This is a genomic window from Serratia entomophila (genome assembly GCF_021462285.1).
GTDB lineage: Bacteria > Pseudomonadota > Gammaproteobacteria > Enterobacterales > Enterobacteriaceae > Serratia > Serratia entomophila.
This window is the reverse complement of record NZ_CP082787.1, coordinates 4,517,161-4,538,050: the sequence shown is the minus strand read 5'-3', so window position 1 is coordinate 4,538,050 and position 20,890 is coordinate 4,517,161. Positions and strand designations below refer to the sequence as shown.

Annotated in this window: 13 protein-coding genes; 7 read left to right on the top strand and 6 right to left on the bottom strand. The window is 63.3% G+C overall.

Annotation, left to right across the window (positions count from 1 at the left end):
• Positions 1-14: 14 nt before the first annotated feature.
• The 4 genes from edd to iclR all read right to left on the bottom strand — a co-directional run bounded on the left by edd (position 15) and on the right by iclR (position 4,872).
• Positions 15-1,829, bottom strand: coding sequence for a phosphogluconate dehydratase (gene edd, locus KHA73_RS21745; RefSeq protein WP_234586662.1), 1,815 nt, complete (start codon positions 1,827-1,829; stop codon positions 15-17).
• A gap of 112 nt (positions 1,830-1,941) precedes the next feature.
• On the bottom strand, positions 1,942-3,279 hold the full coding sequence (gene gntU, locus KHA73_RS21740; protein ID WP_234586660.1) for a gluconate transporter: 1,338 nt from the start codon (positions 3,277-3,279) through the stop codon (positions 1,942-1,944).
• Positions 3,276-3,815, bottom strand: coding sequence for a gluconokinase (gene gntK, locus KHA73_RS21735; RefSeq protein WP_234586658.1), 540 nt, complete (start codon positions 3,813-3,815; stop codon positions 3,276-3,278). The genes gntU and gntK overlap by 4 nt, the downstream gene beginning before the upstream one ends.
• A gap of 226 nt (positions 3,816-4,041) precedes the next feature.
• On the bottom strand, positions 4,042-4,872 hold the full coding sequence (gene iclR, locus KHA73_RS21730; RefSeq protein ID WP_234586656.1) for a glyoxylate bypass operon transcriptional repressor IclR: 831 nt from the start codon (positions 4,870-4,872) through the stop codon (positions 4,042-4,044).
• A 182-nt stretch (positions 4,873-5,054) separates the two neighbouring features.
• On the opposite strand from iclR, the gene metH reads away from it, so the two are divergent.
• Positions 5,055-8,765 (top strand): methionine synthase, encoded by a 3,711-nt coding sequence (gene metH, locus KHA73_RS21725; protein ID WP_234586655.1) that lies wholly within the window; start codon positions 5,055-5,057, stop codon positions 8,763-8,765.
• A gap of 44 nt (positions 8,766-8,809) precedes the next feature.
• Here the strand turns inward: metH and KHA73_RS21720 are convergent, their stop codons facing one another.
• Entirely contained in the window at positions 8,810-9,520 is a 711-nt protein-coding gene (locus KHA73_RS21720; RefSeq protein ID WP_234586653.1) for a UTRA domain-containing protein, read from the bottom strand.
• 193 nt (positions 9,521-9,713) lie between these two features.
• Here KHA73_RS21720 and KHA73_RS21715 point away from each other — a divergent pair, with 193 nt between their 5' ends.
• The 6 genes from KHA73_RS21715 (at position 9,714) to KHA73_RS21690 (ending at position 16,012) form a co-directional block, all read left to right on the top strand.
• Positions 9,714-10,775 (top strand): ABC transporter substrate-binding protein, encoded by a 1,062-nt coding sequence (locus KHA73_RS21715; RefSeq protein WP_234586651.1) that lies wholly within the window; start codon positions 9,714-9,716, stop codon positions 10,773-10,775.
• 11 nt (positions 10,776-10,786) lie between these two features.
• Entirely contained in the window at positions 10,787-11,596 is an 810-nt protein-coding gene (locus tag KHA73_RS21710; protein ID WP_234586649.1) for an alkaline phosphatase family protein, read from the top strand.
• Positions 11,593-12,432, top strand: a complete 840-nt coding sequence (locus tag KHA73_RS21705) for an ABC transporter permease (RefSeq protein ID WP_234586647.1) — start codon at positions 11,593-11,595, stop codon at positions 12,430-12,432. Before KHA73_RS21710 ends, KHA73_RS21705 begins: the two co-directional genes overlap by 4 nt.
• 17 nt (positions 12,433-12,449) lie before the next feature.
• Positions 12,450-13,235 carry an ABC transporter permease gene (locus KHA73_RS21700; RefSeq protein ID WP_234586646.1) on the top strand — a complete coding sequence of 262 codons (786 nt, stop codon included), beginning with the start codon at positions 12,450-12,452 and terminating at the stop codon, positions 13,233-13,235.
• A 4-nt stretch (positions 13,236-13,239) separates the two neighbouring features.
• Positions 13,240-14,232: an ABC transporter ATP-binding protein gene (locus tag KHA73_RS21695; RefSeq protein WP_234586645.1), complete on the top strand. Its 993-nt coding sequence runs from the start codon at positions 13,240-13,242 to the stop codon at positions 14,230-14,232.
• A 130-nt stretch (positions 14,233-14,362) separates the two neighbouring features.
• Entirely contained in the window at positions 14,363-16,012 is a 1,650-nt protein-coding gene (locus KHA73_RS21690; RefSeq protein WP_234586643.1) for a Na/Pi cotransporter family protein, read from the top strand.
• A 45-nt stretch (positions 16,013-16,057) separates the two neighbouring features.
• Here KHA73_RS21690 and KHA73_RS21685 read toward each other — a convergent pair whose 3' ends face one another.
• Complete coding sequence (locus KHA73_RS21685) at positions 16,058-20,884, bottom strand: hemagglutinin repeat-containing protein (RefSeq protein ID WP_234586641.1); 4,827 nt, start codon at positions 20,882-20,884, stop codon at positions 16,058-16,060.
• Between the last annotated feature and the right edge of the window lie 6 nt (positions 20,885-20,890).

Below are 20,890 nucleotides of genomic sequence, written 5' to 3'. Positions count from 1 at the left end.
GGCCATGCTCTTGGTTAGAATTTGATGCAGCAGGCGCCCTGTTCGGCGCCGGAAAGCTGGCTGCGCAAGGCGCCAAACAGCTCACGGCCGCAGCCGATATGTTCGGCGCTTAGATCCGGCTGGTAAGGCGCGCGTTGCGCCAGCTCCTCGGCGTCGACCAGCAGCTCCAGCTCGCCGCTGCGGCCGTTGACGCGGATCGGGTCGCCGTTTTGCACCTTCGCCAGCATGCCGCCGGTGCAGGCCTCCGGCGTAACGTGGATGGCGGAAGGTACCTTGCCGGAGGCGCCGGACAGGCGGCCGTCGGTCACCAGCGCCACCCTGAAGCCGCGGTCCATCAGTACCCCCAGCGGCGGCATCAGCTTATGCAGCTCCGGCATGCCGTTGGCCTGCGGCCCCTGGAAGCGCACCACCACCACGCAGTCGCGATCCAGCTTGCCGGCTTCGAAGGCCGGCACGATGTCGTGCTGGCTTTCGAATACCACCGCCGGCGCTTCGATAATCTGGTTATCAGCGGGCACCGCCGAGGTTTTCATCACCGCCCGGCCCAGGTTGCCGGCCAGCACTTTGGTGCCGCCGTGGTGTTCAAACGGTTGGGCTACGCTGGCGATAACGCCGGCGTCGAGCGAGGTTTCCACCCCTGCGCGCCAGGCCAGCCGGCCGTTATCCAGCCAGGGTTCCTGGGTGTAGCGCTGCAGGCCGAAACCGGCCACGGTGTGCACGTCTTCATGCAGCAGGCCGTGCTTGAGCAGTTCGCGCACCACCAAAGCCACGCCGCCGGCGGCCTGGAATTGGTTGATGTCGGCCGGGCCGTTGGGGTAGATGCGGCACAGCAGGGGCACCGCGTCCGACAGCTCGGAGAAGTCGTCCCAGTTGATGATGATGCCTGCCGCGCGCGCCATCGCCACCATATGCATGGTCAGGTTGGTGGAGCCGCCGGTGGCCAGCAGCGCAACGATGCCGTTGACCACCACTTTCTCGTCCACCAGTTGGCCGACCGGCAGATAGTTGCCGGCGGTTGCGGTCAGGCGCGTCACCTGCCGGGCGGCGGCATCGGTCAGCGCATCGCGCAACGGGGTATCCGGGTGCACGAAGGAGGCGCCCGGCAGGTGCAGGCCCATCACCTCCATCACCATCTGGTTGGTATTGGCGGTGCCGTAGAAGGTGCAGGTGCCGATACCGTGATAGGACGCGGCTTCGGCCTCCAGCAGCGCCAGACGGTCGGCTTTGCCTTCGGCGTACAGCTGGCGTACGCGTACTTTTTCTTTGTTCGGCAGGCCGCTGCTCATCGGGCCGGCCGGCACAAACAACGAAGGCAGATGGCCGAAGGACAGGGCGGACATCACCAATCCCGGCACGATTTTGTCGCAGATGCCGAGGAACAGCGCGCCGTCGAACATATTGTGCGACAGGCCGATGGCGGCGGACATGGCAATGACATCGCGGCTCATCAGCGACAGCTCCATGCCGTCCTGGCCCTGGGTCACACCGTCGCACATCGCCGGTACTCCGCCAGCCACCTGGCCGACCGCGCCGACGGCGTTCAGCGCCTGCTTCAGCCGCTGCGGATAGTTCTCGTAAGGCTGGTGGGCCGACAGCATGTCGTTATAGGCGGTGATGATGGCAATATCGCTGCGCACCATGTTTTTCAGCGCGGCCTTATCGTCCGGCTGACAGGCGGCGAAGCCGTGCGCCAGGTTGCCGCAGGCCAGCTGCGAGCGATGTACGGTGTGTGAACGCGCCGCGTTGATGCGCGCCAGATAGGCGGTGCGGCTGGTTTTGGAACGGTCGATGATGCGCTGTGTGACACGGGACAGGGTTGAATTAATCATACCTTCCTCACATTGCTGTTGTTATAGACGCCGCCTGGTGGCGGAGCCCCCGGTGATGAATTGCAGCCCTGGTGTGCAATGGCCGGGGGCAGTGTTATGTCGTTATGGTTTTTTAGAACATGGTGAACGCGATCATGCCGATAATGCCGCCCACGCTGCCCAGCAGGGTTTCCATCACTGTCCAGGTTTTCAGCGTTTGCAGTTCGTTGGCGCCGGTGAACTTGCCGAACAGCCAGAAGCCGGCGTCGTTGACGTGGCTCAACACGATCGAACCCCCGGCGATGCAGATCGCCAGTGCGGCCAATTGCCCGCCGCCCAACCCCAGCTGGTTGGTGACCGGCAGCACCAGGCCGACGGTGGTCAGACAGGCGACGGTGGCCGAACCCTGAATGACCCGCACCATGGCGGAGAGCGCAAAGGCGGCCACGGCGATCGGCAGGCCGGCGCCGATCATGGCGTCACCCAGCGCCGGGCCGACGCCCGAGTCCACCAGGATCTGTTTGAACACCCCGCCGGCGCCGGTCATCAGCAGAATAATCCCGGCCGGCTGCACCGCGGCGGAGCAGATGGCCAGCGTTTGCTCGTTGGTCATGCCGCGCGGTTTCGCCAGGCCGTAAATCACAATCAAACAGGCCAGCAGGATGGCGGTGAACGGGTGGCCGATAAACTCCAGCCACTGCTGCAGCTGCGAGCCTGGCGTCACCAGCCGTGCGCCGATGGTTTTCATGCCGACCAGCACCAGCGGGCACAGCACCAGCGCCAGGCTGAAGCCGAACGACGGCAGGTTGCCCTTATTCAGCGTCGGTTCGTTTTCATCGGCGGGCATTGGCCAGTTAACGTAGCGGCTGATAAAGCTACCGTACAACGGGCCTGCAATCAGCATGCCGAGCACCGCGGCCACCAGGCCGATGGCGATCATCCAGCCGAAGTCGGCCTTCATCTGGGAAGCCAGCAGCATCGGCACCGGCCCCGGCAGCAGGAAGGAGGCGGCAGCCGCCACGCCGGCGAACAGCGGAATGGCCAGCTTGACGATATTGCCGTCGGTGCGGCGCGCCACGGCGAACACGATGCCGATCAGCAGCACCACCGCCACGTCGAAGAACAGCGGCAGGGCGCAGATCAGGCCGGCGATGCCGAGCGCATAGTGCGCCTTGCTTTGGCCGAAACGTTTCAGCAAATGCGCCGCAATTTGATCGAGCGCGCCGACCTCATGCAGTATCTTGCCGAACATCGCGCCCAGCGCGACCACGATGGCCAGGAAGCCCAGCGTATCGCCCATGCCCTTTTGCATGGTGTCGGCGATGCGGTCCAGCGGCATGCCGGAAAAGATCCCGGCGGCGATGGAGACCAGCATCAACGCGACGAAGGCGTGCATGCGCGCCTTCATCACCAGGAACAGCAGTAATAACACCGAGCCGACTGCGGTACCGACCAGAGTGACAGTATTCACGCGCAGACGTCCTGTGGCAGGAAGCTCTGGATATGCCGCACCGTATCGGCGATCACGCCTTCCAGCGGCTGGTTGATATCGATGGCCATCACGTCGCTTTCATCAATGCCCGGCTGTTCCAGCGCGGCGAACTGGGTGACCAGCATTTGCGGTTTGAAGAAGTGGCCGTTGCGCGCCGCCAGGCGGGCTTCGATCACCGGGAAATCACCGTGCAGATAGATGAACGACAGGTTGCCGTTGCCGGCGCGCAGACGGTCACGGTAATGCTTTTTCAGCGCCGAACAGACGATGATCGACACGCCGTGGGTGCGCTGCATGGCGAAGGCGGCGTCGTTGAGCGCGGCCAGCCAGGGGGCGCGGTCGTCGTCGTTCAACGGCTCGCCGGCGGCCATTTTCAGGATGTTGCTGCGCGGATGCAGGAAATCGCCGTCGAGGAACCCGGCGGACAGCTGGCGGGCCGCCGCCGCGGCCACGGCGGATTTGCCGCTGCCGGAAACGCCCATGATGACGTAAATTCGGTTTTGATTATTGGTCATGGCTTGGCACCTTGTGTAGGTTGTTACCGGTAACATGTTATCGGTAACATTGTCGAAGGAAGCGCCGCCGGTTGCAATGGGCTTTCGCGATGAGGATCGTTAACTGTGATCGGCTTCAAGATTTTTTACGCCGCGAGAAACAGGATCCTCACGGCGTTTTACAGGTTGGCAACAGGGGGGAACCTATGGGGCAGGGCGCAGCGGTGGCGCCCTGCGGCGGGCGACATCAGCGTATGCCGCCGTATTCCAGGCTGATCTCTTTTGCCGCGTGGATCACCAGCGCGCCGAGTTCAATCACGCGGTTATCGGTGATGCGCGACACCGGGCCGGAGATGGAGATAGCGGCGAAGGCTTCGCGGTGTTCGTCGAAAATACAGGCCGCCACGCAGCGCAGGCCGAGCGCGTGTTCTTCATCGTCAAAGGAAAAACCCTGCTTGCGGATCTGCGCCAGGCCTTCTTTCAGATTGTGCGGCGTCAGGGTGTGCTGGGTATAGGTATGCATGCCTTTCTTGTGCAGCAGTTTGGTGACCTGATCGTCCGGTAGGGTGGCGAGAAACGCCTTGCCGGCGCCCGAGGCGTGCATCGGCAGTTTGCCGCCGATCGGTGCCGACATGCGCATCAGCGCGGTGCACTGCACCTGATCGATGATGATCGCCTGGTGTTCGGCCTGGTCCAGCACCGCCAGGTTGACCGTCTCGCCGGATTCTTCCATCAGGCGGCGCAGGGTGGGGTGCACCATCGCCAGCAGGTTGCGGCTCTGCAGGAAGCTGCTGCCGACCACAAAGGCGTGGGAGCCGATGGTCCACAGGCCGAGATCGCCGACCTGGCGCACAAAGCCTTGCTGCTGCATGGTGGTGAGCAGCCGGTGGGTGGTGGAGTTCGGCAGCCCGGCCTGCTGGGCCAGATCGGTCAGCGCCACGTTGCCCTGGGCTTCGGCGATGTATTCCAGCAGCTTCAGGCCACGGGTCAGCGACTGTACCTGGCCGGTCGCCGCGCTGGCGGCCGGAGCGGCGGCGCGGGGCTTCTTGCCGCGTTTGGCGGGAGCGGGGGTGGCCATGATGTGCGTTCCTCTTTCCGTATGATGGAATTCATTTTCGTTTTTTGCCGATGAATTGCAAGCCGTCTGTCATCTCATCGGATGTGTTGACGGGCAACCTGAAAAACTCTCAATTGCCGCGCGCCACTTTGCCCTTACAAGCTGTGCTAGGATGAGTCGTTGGTTTTTACGGCAGTTGAGCGATGGGCTGGATGGCAATTGAAGGGGTTACAGTGACAAATCGAGTAGAACAACTGCGCCGCCAGTTAGCGCAGCGCATTTTAGTGTTGGACGGCGGCATGGGCACCATGATCCAGAGCTACCGGCTGGAAGAAAGCGACTTTCGCGGTGAACGTTTTGCCGACTGGCAGAGCGACCTGAAGGGCAATAACGATCTGCTGGTGCTGACCAAGCCGGAAGTGATCACCGCCATTCACTACGGCTACCTGGAAGCCGGCGCCGACATCCTTGAAACCAACACCTTCAACTCCACCACCATCGCCATGGCCGACTACCATATGGAGTCGCTGTCCGCCGAGATTAACTACCAGGCCGCCTGTCTGGCGCGCATCTGCGCCGACGAATGGACGGCGCGTACCCCGGAGAAACCGCGCTACGTGGCCGGGGTGCTGGGCCCGACCAACCGCACCGCGTCAATCTCGCCGAACGTCAACGATCCGGCGTTTCGCAACGTCTCCTTCGACGAGCTGGTGGCAGCCTATCGCGAATCGACGCGCGCGCTGGTGGAGGGCGGGGTCGATCTGATCATGATCGAAACCATCTTCGACACCCTGAACGCCAAGGCCGCCGCCTTTGCGGTGGAAACCGAATTCGAAGCGCTGGGGGTGGCGCTGCCGATCATGATTTCCGGCACCATCACCGACGCTTCCGGCCGTACCCTGTCCGGCCAGACCACCGAGGCCTTCTACAATTCGCTGCGCCACGTGCAGCCGCTGAGCTTCGGCCTGAACTGCGCGCTGGGCCCGGACGAGCTGCGCCAGTACGTCGCCGAGCTGTCGCGCATCTCGGAAAGCTACGTTACCGCGCACCCCAACGCCGGTTTGCCGAACGCCTTCGGCGAATACGATCTGGACGCGCAAGAGATGGCGAAGCAGGTCGGCGAGTGGGCGCACGCCGGCTTCCTCAATATCATCGGCGGCTGCTGCGGCACCACGCCGGAGCATATTGCGGCGATGGCTAAAGCGGTTGAGGGCGTGCCGCCGCGCCGGCTGCCGGAGATCCCGGTCGCCTGTCGTCTGGCGGGCCTGGAACCGTTGAACATCGACGCCAGGACCCTGTTCGTCAACGTCGGTGAGCGCACCAACGTCACCGGTTCCGCCCGCTTCAAGCGGCTGATCAAAGAAGAGAAATACAACGAAGCGCTCGATGTGGCGCGCCAGCAGGTAGAGAGCGGCGCGCAGATCATCGATATCAACATGGATGAGGGGATGCTCGACGCCGAAGCGGCGATGGTGCGTTTCCTCAACCTGATCGCCGGCGAGCCGGACATCGCCCGGGTGCCGATCATGATCGACTCCTCCAAGTGGTCGGTGATCGAAAAGGGCCTGAAGTGCATTCAGGGCAAAGGCATCGTCAACTCGATCTCGATGAAAGAGGGTGAAGAGGCCTTTATCCACCACGCCAGGCTGGTGCGCCGCTACGGCGCCGCAGTGGTGGTGATGGCGTTTGACGAAGTCGGCCAGGCGGATACCCGCGAACGCAAGTTCGAGATCTGCCGCCGCGCCTATAAGATCCTGACCGAACGCGTCGGCTTCCCGCCGGAAGACATCATTTTCGACCCGAACATTTTCGCCGTCGCTACCGGCATCGAAGAACACAACAACTACGCCGTCGACTTTATCGAGGCCTGCGCCGACATCAAAACGCACCTGCCGCATGCGATGATTTCCGGCGGGGTGTCCAACGTATCGTTCTCGTTCCGCGGCAACGATCCGGTGCGCGAAGCGATCCACGCGGTGTTCCTGTACCACGCGATCCGCAACGGCATGGACATGGGCATCGTCAACGCCGGGCAGTTGGCTATCTACGACGATCTGAGCGCCGAGCTGCGCGACGCGGTGGAGGATGTGATCCTCAACCGCCGCGACGACGGCACCGAGCGGCTGCTGGAGCTGGCGGAAAAATACCGCGGCAGCAAAGACGACGAAGTGGCGGTGCAGCAGGCCGAATGGCGCGGCTGGCCGGTGGAGAAACGGCTGGAATACTCGCTGGTGAAGGGCATCACCGAGTTTATCGAGCTGGATACCGAAGAGGCGCGGCAGAATGCCGATCGCCCGATCGAAGTGATCGAAGGGCCGTTGATGGCCGGGATGAACGTGGTCGGCGATCTGTTCGGCGAGGGCAAGATGTTCCTGCCGCAGGTGGTGAAGTCCGCCCGGGTGATGAAGCAGGCGGTGGCTTATCTGGAGCCGTACATCGAAGCCAGCAAGCAGAAAGGCTCCACCGCGGGCAAAATTCTGCTGGCGACGGTGAAGGGCGACGTGCATGACATCGGCAAGAATATCGTCGGCGTGGTGCTGCAGTGCAACAACTATGAAATCGTCGATCTGGGCGTGATGGTGCCGACGGAAAAAATCCTCAAGACCGCGCGCGAAGAGAAGGTGGACATCATCGGTCTGTCCGGGCTTATCACCCCGTCGCTGGACGAAATGGTCAACGTGGCCAAAGAGATGGAGCGCCAGGGCTTTACCCTGCCGCTGCTGATCGGCGGCGCGACCACCTCCAAGGCGCATACCGCCGTCAAGATCGAGCAGAACTACAGCGGCTCCACCACCTATGTGCAGAACGCCTCGCGCACCGTTGGCGTGGTCTCGGCGCTGCTGTCCGCCAGCCAGCGCGACGAGTTTGTGGCGCGCACGCGCAAAGAATACGAAACCGTGCGCATTCAGCATGCGCGCAAAAAACCGCGCACGCCGCCGGTCAGCCTGCAGAAGGCGCGCGACAACGCCATGGCGCTGGACTGGGAAAGCTACCTGCCGCCGGTGCCGAAGCAGCTTGGCGTGTTCCCGGTGGAGGCCGACATCGGCACCCTGCGCCGGTATATCGACTGGACGCCGTTCTTCATGACCTGGTCGCTGGCGGGCAAGTATCCGCGCATTCTGGAAGATGACGTGGTGGGCGAAGAGGCCAAACGGCTGTTCGCCGACGCCAACCAGATGCTGGACATGCTGGCCGCCAACCGCAGCCTCAACCCGCGCGGCGTGTACGGCCTGTTCCCGGCCAACCGCGTCGGCGACGACGTGGAAGTGTACCGCGACGAAAACCGCGACGCGGTGCTGGCGGTCAGCCGCCATCTGCGCCAGCAGACGGAAAAAACCGACTTTCCGAACTACTGCCTGGCGGACTTCGTGGCGCCGAAAAGCAGCGGCAAGGCCGACTACTTCGGCGCCTTTGCCGTCACCGGCGGGCTGGAGGAAGACGAGCTGGCGGCGGCTTACGACGCGCAGCACGATGATTACAACAAGATCATGGTCAAAGCGCTGTCGGACCGCCTGGCGGAAGCCTTCGCCGAATACCTGCACGAGCAGGTGCGTAAGTTGCACTGGGGCTTCGCGGCCGATGAGAGCCTGAGCAACGAAGAGCTGATCCGCGAGAACTACCGGGGTATCCGCCCGGCGCCGGGTTACCCGGCCTGCCCGGAGCACACCGAGAAAGCGGAGATCTGGCGCCTGCTGGACGTCAACCGCCACACCGGCATGGTGCTGACCGAGTCCTTCGCCATGTGGCCGGGGGCGGCGGTCTCCGGCTGGTACTTCAGCCACCCGGAGAGCAAGTATTTTGCGGTGGCGCAGATCCAGCGCGATCAGGTAGAAGACTACGCGGCGCGCAAGGGCATGAGCGTCAGCGAGGTGGAGCGCTGGTTGGCGCCCAACCTCGGCTATGACGCCGACTGATCCTCTCCTTCAAGGGCGCAGCGATGCGCCCTTGTCATTTGCGGCTACTGCGCTTCCACGTCAATGTGCAGCGCGTCGTAGCGCCAGTACTCCAAATCGCAGTCAATCACCCGATCGTGCTGATCGCGGTTCACCCGGGTAATGAACAGCGCCGGGCTGCCGTAGGTCACCTTCAGCATCGCGGCGGCCTGCTGCGGCAGCAGGGTCGGCAGCATGTCGAAGCGCACCCGGCCGTAGCGAATGTCGTAACGTTCGGCGTATAGCCCGGTCAGCGACTGGGTCAGGTCTTCATCCAGGATACCGGCAAAATAGGCTGGGTTGAGGTAATGCTCGCAGTACAGCACCGCGCGCCCGTCGATAGAGCGCAGCCGGCGGATGCGGTAAACCTCGGCGCCTTCCGGCAGCTCCAGCCGCCGCGCCAGGGCGGCGTCGGCCTGCACGCGGCCACTGTCGATCACTTCGGTATGGGCGTCACGCCCCTGCTGCTGCGCCATGGCGTGAAAGTGGCTGCGCTGCAGCGGGTTGTAGATCAGCCGCGGCGGCGAGATAAACCAGCCACGCCGCACCTGCCGGTAGATCACCCCCTGCGCCTCCAGCTGGCCGAGCGCCTCCTGCAGGGTGATGCGGGTGGTGGAGAACTGTTCGCTCAGGGCGCGCTCGGAGGGCAGCTTGCCGCCGGCGCTGAACTCGCCGCTGGCGATACGGGCGGCCAGCGTCCGGCAGAGGGTCGCGACCGTGGTCGGTACATCATTCATGCAACAGGTGCCCCATTTCAGTGCGTTTCGCCTCCGTTAAGGTAGACCAGCGGCGCGGGTTTGGGGACGCAAGTGCGATAAATACGCTGCATTTTTAGGCTGACATATAATTATCACATTCGTCCGTTAGATTGGCTTGGTTCTTGCTGGACTAGTCCAGCGCCCCCACACCCTACCACCCGGAGCATCAGTTATGAAACGTTTGTGCGCTTCTGTGTTAAGCAGTGCGATGGTACTGACCAGCCAGATGAGCTGGGCCGCGGATACCGATCTGGCGGCGCTGGAGCAGGCGGCCAGGAAAGAAGGCGCCGTCAACAGCGTCGGCATGCCGGACAGCTGGGCCAACTGGAAAGGCACCTGGCAGGATCTGCTGAGTAAATACGGCCTGAAGCATGTCGATACCGATATGAGTTCGGCGCAGGAAATCGCCAAATTCGATGCGGAGAAAGGCAACGCCACCGCGGATATCGGCGACGTGGGCGCGGCATTCGGCCCGATCGCGGTGCAAAAAGGGGTGACGCAGCCGTACAAACCCTCCACCTGGGAGCAGGTGCCGGACTGGGCGAAGGATAAAGACGGCCACTGGGCGCTGGCCTACACCGGCACCATCGCTTTCATTATCAATAAGCAGCAGGTCAAAGACATTCCGCACAGCTGGGCCGACCTGCTGAAAGGCAGCTATCAGGTCACCATCGGCGACGTCGGCACAGCTTCGCAGGCGGCCAGCGGCGTATTGGCGGCCACCTACGCCATGGGCGGCAACGAAAAGAACCTGAAGCCGGGCCTGGAGTTCTTCGGCAAGCTGGCCAAGGCCGGGCGCCTGAGCCTGAGCAACCCGGTGATCGCCTCGCTGGAGAAAGGCGAAGTGCAGGTTGGCGTGGTATGGGACTTTAACGGCCTGAACTACCGCGATCAGATCGACAAAACCCGTTTCGACGTGCTGATCCCGTCGGACGGCTCCATCACCTCCGGCTACACCACCATCATCAACAAATACGCCAAACACCCGAACGCCGCCAAGCTGGCGCGTGAATACATCTTCTCCGACGCCGGCCAGATCAACCTGGCGCGCGGCTACGCCCGCCCGATCCGCGCCGAGCATCTGACCCTGCCGGATGACGTCAAGGCCAAGCTGCTGCCGGCCGAACAGTACAAGAATGCCCATCCGATCGCCGATCCGGCGGCCTGGGAGCAGAGCGCCAAAACGCTGCCGCGCCAGTGGCAGGAAAACGTCATCATGTATATGCAGCAGTGAGTCAAGCCATTATGAAAACGATCCTGGTGCTGCTGGACGGCCTCAACTATCAAGTGGCGCACGACGCCATGGGGTATCTGCAGGCCGAATGCGCGGCGGGGCGTGGACGGTTGTATCAGCTGGAGAGCGAGTTGCCCTCGCTCTCCCGGCCGCTGTATGAATGCATCCTCACCGGCGTGACGCCGGTGGAGAGCGGCGTGGTGCATAACCACGTATCGCGTCTCTCGCATCAGCAAAGCGTGTTTCATTACGCGCGCGCCGCCGGGCTGACCACTGCCGCCGCCGCCTACCATTGGTTCAGCGAGCTGTATAACCGCACGCCGTTCGACGCCGCGCGCGATCGCCATACCGACGACGCCGAACTGCCGATCCAGCACGGCCATTTTTATTACGACGACGGCTACCCCGATACGCACCTGTTCGACGACGCCGAAAACCTGCGCCGCCGCCATCAGCCGGATTTCCTGTTGATTCACCCGATGAATATCGACGACGCCGGCCATCGCTTCGGCCTGTCGTCGCCGCAGTACCGCAACGCGGCGCGCCATGCCGACGGCGCGCTGTCGCGCTATCTGCCCGACTGGCTGGCCGCCGGCTATCAGGTGATGGTCACCGCCGATCACGGCATGAATGACGATCGCAGCCACGGCGGGGTGCTGCCGGAAGAGCGGCAGGTACCGCTGTTCGTGTTCGGCGCGGCGTTCAGCCAGAACGACGCCGATCCGCTGCAGACCGAGCTGTGCGGCACCCTGTGCGATCTGCTGCAGGTGGCGCATGACAAACCGCGCTGCCGGGCGTTGTTGGCGCAGGGTGAAAGATGAGCGCCAAATGGATTGCCGCGCTGTGCCTGCTGCCGTTTATCCTGCTGTTCGGCGCCTTCCAAATCGCGCCGCTGGTGTGGATCGCCGTCAGCAGCTTCTTTAGCGAAACCAGCGGCTGGGGCTGGGGCAACTACGTTGACGTACTGACCTCGCCGTTTTATCTGCAGGCGTTTCAGTTCTCGCTGGAGATCTCCTGGTGGTCCAGCGTTTACGGCTTGCTGATCGCCCTAGTGGGCAGTTACTCACTGCGCCAGCTGGGCCAGACGCGGTTTCATGATTTCGTGATGTCCTTTACCAACATGACCAGCAACTTTGCCGGGGTGCCGTTGGCGTTCGCCTTCGTCATCCTGCTGGGGCTGAACGGCTGCCTGACGCTGCTGCTGCGCAAATACGGCCTGATGGAGAGCTTTAACCTCTATTCGAAGGGCGGTCTGATCGTGCTGTACACCTACTTCCAGATCCCGCTGGGCGTGTTGCTGTTGTACCCGGCGTTCGACGCGCTGCGCGAGGACTGGCGCGAATCGGCCTCGCTGCTCGGCGCCAGCCCCTGGCGTTACTGGCGCCACATAGGTTTGCCGGTGCTGGCGCCGGCGCTGATGGGCACCTTCGTGATCCTGCTGGCTAACGCGCTGGGCGCCTACGCCACCGTGTATGCGCTCACCACCGGCAACTTCAACGTGATCCCGATACGCATCTCGGCGCTGGTAGCCGGTGACATTTCCCTCGATCCCAACCTGGCCAGCGCGCTGGCGATGCTGCTGGTGGCGATGATGGCCTTCATCACCCTGATCCACCAATGGCTGTTGCGCAGGAGCTACCTCAATGCGCGCTCATAACTTCCCGGAGGACGGCCATGTCGCCCATTGAACGCCTCTACCATCGCACGGTGACCTGCCTGCTGTTGCTGATCTTGTTGCTGCCGCTGGCGGCGACCCTGATTTACGCGCTGGCCACCCAGTGGGGCGCCACCATTTTGCCGGACGGTTTTACCCTGAAGTGGCTGCTGGCGCTGTGGAGCGACCCGCGATTCCTGTTGGCGTTGGGGCATTCGCTGCTGATCTGTTTCGGCACGCTGGTGCTGGCGGTGGTGGTGATTTTGCCGATGATGTTTGTGATCGCTTACTACTTCCCTAAGCTCGATGCGGTAATGAACGTGCTGATCCTGCTGCCGTTCGCCGTGCCGCCGGTGGTCTCGGCGGTCGGGCTGATGCAGCTGTATGCCGCCGATCCGCTGCCGCTGCTGGGCACCCCCTGGATCCTGATCGGCTGTTACTTCACCATCGCGCTGCCGTTTATCTATCGCGCCATCAGCAATAACCTGCAGGCCATCAACCTGCGCGACCTGATGGACGCCGCGCACCTGCTGGGCGCCAGCACCTGGCAAGCGGCGCTGCTGGTGGTGCTGCCAAACCTGCGCAAGGGCGGGATGATTGCGGTGCTGCTGTCGTTTTCGTTTCTTATCGGCGAGTTCGTGTTCGCCAACCTGCTGGTGGGCAGCCAGTATGAAACGCTGCAGGTCTATCTGTTCAATATGCGCAACGGCAGCGGTCATTTCACCAGCGCGCTGGTTATCTCCTATTTTGCCGTGGTGCTGTTAGTCACCTGGCTGGCGAACCTGCTGAATAAAAACAAGGGCTAACCCGATGGCTTATCTCAACGTCACCCGTTTGAACAAACGCTATGGCCAGACCCAGGTGTTTGCGGATATCGATTTCAGCGCCGAAGAGGGCGAGTTCGTCACCCTGCTGGGGCCGAGCGGCTGCGGCAAGTCGACGCTGCTGCGCTGCCTGGCGGGACTGACCCCGGTCGACAGCGGGCAAATCCTGCTGCAGGGCCAGGATCTGGTGCCGCTGGCGCCGCAAAAGCGCGGCATCGGCATGGTGTTCCAAAGTTATGCGCTGTTTCCGAACATGACGGTGGAAGGCAACGTGGCCTTCGGCCTGAAAATGCAGAAGCTGGCGGCCGGGCAGATCGGCCAGCGGGTGCAGGAGGTGCTGGCGCTGGTAGAGCTGAGCGAGCTGGCCAAGCGCTATCCGCACCAGCTGTCTGGCGGTCAGTGCCAACGGGTGGCGCTGGCGCGCTCGCTGGTGACCCGCCCGCGCCTGCTGTTGCTCGACGAGCCGCTGTCGGCGCTGGACGCGCGCATCCGTAAACACCTGCGCGAACAAATCCGCCGCATCCAACGCGAACTGAACCTGACGGCGATCTTCGTCACCCACGATCAGGAAGAAGCGCTGACGTTGTCGGACCGTATCGTATTGATGAACAAAGGGCAGATCGTGCAGAGCGGCGATGCGGAAACCCTGTACACCCAGCCGGCCGATGCCTTCGCCGCCGGGTTTATCGGCAACTACAATCTGCTGAGCGCCGAGCAGGCGTCGGCTTTGACCAATAGCCCTTACCACGGTAAGGTAGCTATTCGCCCCGAATCCATCGGTTTGCTGCCTGCCGGGCAGGGGATCGCCGCGGTGATCCTCAACCACAGCCTGCTGGGCAATGTGGTGCGCTACCGCGTTCAGGCGCGTGGCGTGGAGCTGCTGGTGGACGTGCTGAACCGCTCGGTAGCCGATTTGCACGCCGACGGCAGCGAGATTGGGCTACACTTGGAAACTGTTACATTACGGGAAGTTGCATGACTTTTTCAGGCTGAAAGCAGGGGCACTCCTTTCTCAGCGACAGTCTGCCGCCCGTGCCGCTGTCCTGTTCTTTTAACGCCTGGCAGGCAGGATAAGCCATCGAGCCGGGCGTTAATGGAGCGTATCTTCCGTGCTGACCCTTCTTCACCTGCTTTCCTCCGTGGCGCTGCTGGTGTGGGGCACCCACATCGTGCGCACCGGCATCATGCGGGTCTATGGCGCCAATTTGCGCCGCGTGTTAAGCGACAGCGTTGAAAGAAAACCGCTGGCCTTCGTTTCCGGCATCGGCGTCACCGCGCTGGTGCAAAGCAGCAACGCTACCGCGCTGCTGGTCACTTCGTTTGTCGCGCAGGGGCTGGTGGGGCTGGCGCCTGCGCTGGTGATCATGCTCGGCGCCGACGTCGGCACCGCGCTGATGGCGCGGGTGCTGACCTTCGATCTCTCCTGGCTGTCGCCGCTGCTGATCCTGGTCGGGGTATTCCTGTTCCTCAGCCGCAAGCAGACCCGGGTTGGCCAGATGGGCCGGGTGTTCATCGGCCTTGGGCTGATCGTGCTGGCGCTGGAACTGATCGTTGCCGCCGCTACGCCGATCACTCAGGCGGCCGGCGTCAAGGTGCTGTTCTCGTCGCTGACCGGCGACGTGATGCTCGACGCCCTGACCGGCGCGCTGTTCGCTATCGTCAGCTATTCCAGCCTGGCGGCGGTGCTGCTGACCGCCACCCTGACCGCCTCCGGCGTCATCTCGTTGAAGGTGGCGCTGTGCCTGGTGATCGGCGCCAACCTTGGCAGCGGCCTGTTGGCGGTGATCAACACCAGCGGCCAGAACGCCGCCGGCCGCCGGGTGGCGCTCGGCAGCCTGTTGTTCAAGCTGATTGGCTGCGTGCTGGTGCTGCCGTTCGTCACCTACCTGGCGGACGTGATGAGCCGGCTGCCCGGCGGCAATGAAGAGCTGGTGATCTACTTCCACGTGTTTTACAACCTGATCCGCTGTCTGGTGATGATCCCGCTGGCCGAGCCGATGGCGCGCCTGTGCGAAACGCTGATCGCCGACGTGGCGGCCGACGATCCGCGCATGCGGCCGCGGCACCTGGACGCCAGCGCGCTGGATACGCCGACGCTGGCGTTGGCCAACGCGGCGCGCGAAACCCTGCGCATGGGCGACGTGGTGGAACACATGATGATCCTGCAGCGCGAAGTGCTGCACGGCAAGCAGGGGCAGGATAAAGAAGTGCGTCGGTTGGACGATGACGTCGACGTGCTGTACACCGCCATCAAGCTGTATCTGGCGCAGATCCAGAAAGAGGATCTGGGCGAAGAGGATTCCCGCCGCTGGGCGGAAATTATCGAGATGGCGCTTAACCTGGAACAGGCGGGCGATATCATCGAACGCATGGCTGGCGACGTAGGGGCCAAATCGCACGCGGCGCGGCGGGCCTTCTCCGCCGAAGGGCTGGCGGAGCTGGATGCGTTGCATGAGCGGCTGATCGGCAACCTGCGCCTGGGCCTGTCGGTGTTCTTGTCCGGCGACGTGACCAGCGCCAAGCGGCTGCGCCGTTCCAAGCACCGTTTCCGCATTTTGGACCGCCGCTATGCGCATGCGCACGTCGATCGGCTGCACCAGCAAAACGTACAGAGCATCGAAACCAGTTCGCTGCATTTGGGGCTGTTGGGGGATATGAAGCGTTTGAATTCGCTGTTCTGCGCGGTGGCTTACAACGTGCTGGATCAGGATGAGAAAGACGACGACCGCGACTGGGAAGACACCCCGAGCACGCTGTAAAACAACGCCCCCGGTTGCGCCGGGGGCGTTGTGGTTTAAGGGCGGTTATTTACCGCTGAAAACGCCGGCTTTGGCGTCGGCCTGAACCGTCGCGGCATGGCCGCTGGCGATAGGCACATCGCCGCTCAGCCCCTGTTTGCCCGCACCCGCCAGCAAGCCGCCTACCGACAGGCCCACATCGCCGCGGCCGCCGCCCTGATAACGCTGGCCGCTAACGTCCTGCTGCGTTACCTGGCCGCCGCCCAGCGCCACCTTACCCTGCCGGCTGCGGATCTCGCCGCCGGTCAGCTGGGTCTGGCCTTGCACCTTCAGCGCTACACCGCGGTCGCCGGTAATGGCCGACTGTTCGGTTACGGCGTCGTTGCGCACCACATCGGCGTTGACCTTGATTTGCCCTTGCACACCCGCCGGGCCGGTGAGGCTGTCTTTGGCGGCGTTGCCCGCGCGGCGTGCGCCGCGATCCCACAGCGCACCGGCCGGTTTGTCGCCGGTCGCCGCTTCCGGCAGGGTCACCTGCCCGTTGGCCTTGCTGAAGCTGACGGCGCCGGTGGTGTCCTGCTGCGGGTCGAGGCGATGCGCCACGCGGTTGTACTTGGCGGTGGTGACGTCGGCCACGTTGTTCACCCCGGCGTCCAGCTTCTCTTTTACCTTACCGGCGTAGCGCGGCGTGCCCACTTTCGACAGTTTGGCGGTGACGCTGCTGCCCGGATCGTTGCTGTGGCTCAGTCCTGCGTCGACATCCACCTTGACGCTATGCTCGACGTCTTTGCGGCTTTCGATCCGCAGATCGCCGCGGATGTCGCCCTTAACGCTGTCGGCATCGATCCGCGCGCCGGCAAGGCGGGTGTCCTTGCCGCTCTCCAGCGTCACCTCATCGCCCTTGATATGGGCGTTGGCGTGGGTGGTTTTGTCCAACTGCTCAACGCCGACCTTCAGCCCGGCGCCCAGCGTATGGGTATCCTTGCCGCTGGTTGGGTCCACCTGGCCGCTGTCGCTCTTGTTGAACGTCTGGCCGCCCTTGGCGTTGGCCTTGATCCCCAGGTTCCAGTTGTTCTTGTGCTGCTCGCTTTGCGCCGATTCCAGCAGGATGCCGCCGTTTTTCGCCTCAAGGACGGTGCGCTTGCCGCTCACTTCGCTGCCCTGCAGGTGCAGGGCGTCGGCCCCTTCGCCCTTGGCGGAAATGGTCACCGCGCCGCCGCCGGTGATTTTGCCGCCCTGGCGGGCGGTAGCGGATTCATCGACCCTGGCGATATCGAAAGCCCCGCCGACGGAGAGGTTGCCACCGCTTTTTTCCTTGTTGTCCGAACTGCCGCCGCCCAGATCGAGGTTGCCCGACAGGCTGCTGTCCTTGCGCGTCTGGCTGGACTCCGCCGCCTGCAGCTTGACCTGGTTGCCCGCGCCGAGGGTGATATTTCCCTGGCTGGCCACTTCGCTGCCTTGCAGCGCCAGGTTATTGCCGGCATTCAGCGCGATCCCTTGCTCACCGCCGATTTTACTGACCTGCGCGGTGCGGCCGTTGCTTTCACCGCTGCTGGTGCCGCCGCCGAGACCGGCGCCAAAGCTCTTGCTGTCGGCAGTGAAACCGCCTTTTGCCGAGGCCTTGACGTTATAGCCGCTGTGGCTTTCACGCTGCGTGTCGTTGGCCTGCTCGAAGCGCAGGTTGCCCCCGGCGTCGATCCGGGTTTTCCCCTTGCCGCCGTCCAGCTCGGTGCCCTGATAAGTGGCGTCTTTGGCGACGTTGATGCTGATGCCATTGCCGGCGGCGATTGAGCCCGTCACCGCCTGGCTGGTGGTTTTCTCGCTGCGTTGGGTGCCGCCTTCGCCTTTGGCGTCTACGGCCAAATCGCTGCCGGTGGTGGTGTAAACGCGCACCCCGGCGCTGCCGCGGGTGTCGGTAGAGCGTTCTTCCTGCCGGTTGACGGCGGCTTCGCTGTGATGACTGCCGGCGTTGAGGGTGATAGCGCCTTTGCCCGCCTGATATTGCGTACCCCGATCGCGCACCGCGCCGCCGGCGTTAATCTCGATGTCAGCGGCTTTCACCGAGCTGACCACCGCCTGCGAGCTGCTGCTGTGCTTTTCATTGCTGCCGCCCTGGGCGCCGATATCCAGCCCGAGGTTTGGCGCGCCGATGCCGCCGACGTCGTTAATCACGCCGTTCACGTCCAGCTTGGCCGCTTTGCCGACTGCACGCTCGATAGGACGCGTGACTGCGCTGACATCGACGTTGGCGCCGATGTTCACCCCAACGTCGGTTTTGCTGGTGGTGGTGCTGGCGCTGTCGGCGGCGGCCAGGTGATCGACGCTGGCGGCGTTCTCTTTATAGCTGCCGCCGACGCGGTGTTGCGCGCCTTGTTGGGTCAGCTTGTCGCGGGCGTTGATCGTCAGGTTGCCCTTGACGTCGCTGCCGGAGGTGACCGCCTTGCTGCTTTCCGCCTGCGTTTTGCCGTTCTCGTAGCCGGCTTCGACGCCGCTGCCTAGCTTGTCGATGCCGCCGGTGTAATAGAAGCCGCCACCGATCTTGGTCTGCTCGGTATTCGAGGTGGTTTGGTCGTCGGCCGCCAGGAAGGAGACGTTGTTGCCGCTGATGCTGGCATCCCCTTTGTCGGTTTTCAGTTTGGAACCGCTGAAGGTGACGTCTTTATTCGCCTCAAGCTTCACGCTGCCGCCGCTGAGGGTTGCAGACCGGTTCTCGGTGCGGGTGGTTTTTTCGCTGTCGCTGGCGTGTTCGATGCGCAAACCGGCGCGGTACTGCTTATCTCCGGCCTCTTTGGCGTAGCCGTTGACGGCGAGCGCGGTTTTCTGCTCGTCAATTTTTTGTTGCTGCTCAGCGGCTTTGACGTTGATGTCGCCGGTTTTCGAAGTGACGCTCAGCTCGCCGGCGCTGGTCACCCGGCTGCCGATCACGTCGGTGTCGCGATGGCTGAGCAGCTGCAGATTGGTGTCGGATTTCAGTTCGCTGCCGGTGCTGTGCTGGTAGCGGTTGTTGGCCTGGTGCGAATCGCGGGTGATGTTGAATACGGTGCCGGTGCGGGCGTCGATTTTATCCACGGTGGTGCTGAGGGCGTTATCGATGCGCAGGCCGCCCTGGGCGGCCTCGACGAAGCCGCCTTGCTTGCCTTTCGCCTTGCTGCCGGTAATGGCGACACCCTGTTGGCCATTGAGCGTCAGCATGCCGTCGCTGGTCAGTTCCGAGGCGTGGCTGACTTCGCGGCGGTTGCTGTTGTTTTTATTGTCGCCGCCGCCGATGCCGCCCCAGGAGGTTTTGTCATCGCGCACGGTTTTGGCGTTAGCGGTTTTTTGCACCTCGATCTGGATCTGATCCCTGGCCTGGACGTCCAGATTGCCGGCGGCGTGCACCCTGGCGCCCTGGGTGATGACCTTGCGGTCGGCCTCCAGCTTCAGCAGGCCGCCGCTGCGCAACTCGCTGGCCTTCAGGCTTTCGCTTTCGTCGCTGTTGTGCCAACTGCCGGTGCGCAAACTGGCGGTGTGGTTGCGCTGGTAGCCGCGCTCGCTGGACTTATCCTTCTCCACCAGCCCGGCGAGGTGCAGGTCGCGCGCCGCCTTGACGTTCAGCTGTTCCTTGGCCGAGACGTTGGCGCCCAGCAGCGTCACGTCCTCTTTGGTGCTGGTCAGCGTGGCCGTGCCCTTGGCGGCGACGGTGCTGCCCGCCTGCTGCTGCTGCTCGTGCTCGCGGGTCACGTCGTATTGCCAGGAGTAGAACCACTGGTTGTCGGTATGCCCCTGGGTCTGCTTCAGCCGTTGCCCGTCGAGCGTCAGGCTGGCGCCCTGCAGGGTGATATTTTCGCCTTCGACGTCGGTGGCGGTGAGCTGGTTGCGGTTATCGGCCAGCAGGCTGATATTCTTGCCCTGCAGCCGGGTGCGCACCAGTTTCTGGCTGCTGCTGCGATCGTTGATTTCGATGCCGCCGCGGTAGTTCTGATAGTTCTTGTCGCTGTCGCGGCTGTTGCCGGCGTTTTCAATGCGGCTTTCGCTGCGGATATCGTAGGCTTTCACCTTGAGCTCGTCACCGGCGGTCAGCGTGCCGGCCAGCTTCACGCCGCTGCCCTGCGCGGTGTTGATAATGTTGATGCGCCCGGCCTGCATGCTGCCCAGATAGTAGCTGTCCAGCGCGCTTTGCGGTTGTTCGCTGGCGATCAGGCTGCCGTCGCGCGCTACCCGGTTGGCGCCGCTGATGGCGTTAATCGTCGCCGGAATGATAGTGCCGTCCGCTCGCTTGAAGTCTTTCACCACCACATGGCCGCGGCTGTCGATCTTCGGGGCGATCAGATCCAGCACGCCGCCGGCGTCGATGGCGCCGCCGAGCGCCAGCGCGTTACGGTTGCCGAAGGTGCTGTAGCCCTGCAGCATACCGTTTTCCACCAGCGGGTTGCCCACCACCAGCGACGAGCGGCTGGTATTGATAAAACCGCAGCCCTGGCAGCTGATGCCGTTTGGGTTGGCCAACACATAGTCGGCGGCCATGCCGAAGATTTCCTGCTGGCCGTGCAGCAGTGAAGGGTTGCGGCCGATCACTTCGTTGAGGATCACCCTGGCCTCGTGGCCGGTCAGATTGGGGTTGGCCCCCAACTGGCCAGCCAGCTGCGACATGCCCTGAGCGAGGGAGTTGTTCAGCACCGCGCCGGGCTGGTTGACGTTGAAGTCCTGATACTGGTTATGCGACAGCCCGTTACCGTTTGGGTTGACGATATTGACCACCTGCGCGCCGCTGCCGGCGGTAGAAACGCCGGGGCCGTTGGCGCCGCCGGCCGAGACTATCTCGCCGGCGAAGGCGGTGCCGTAAGCGGCGAGAATAATCGCCAGTGCGGCGGCCAGTTTGCCTGCCGCTGAAAGCCTGAAGTTATTATTTTTCATCCATGT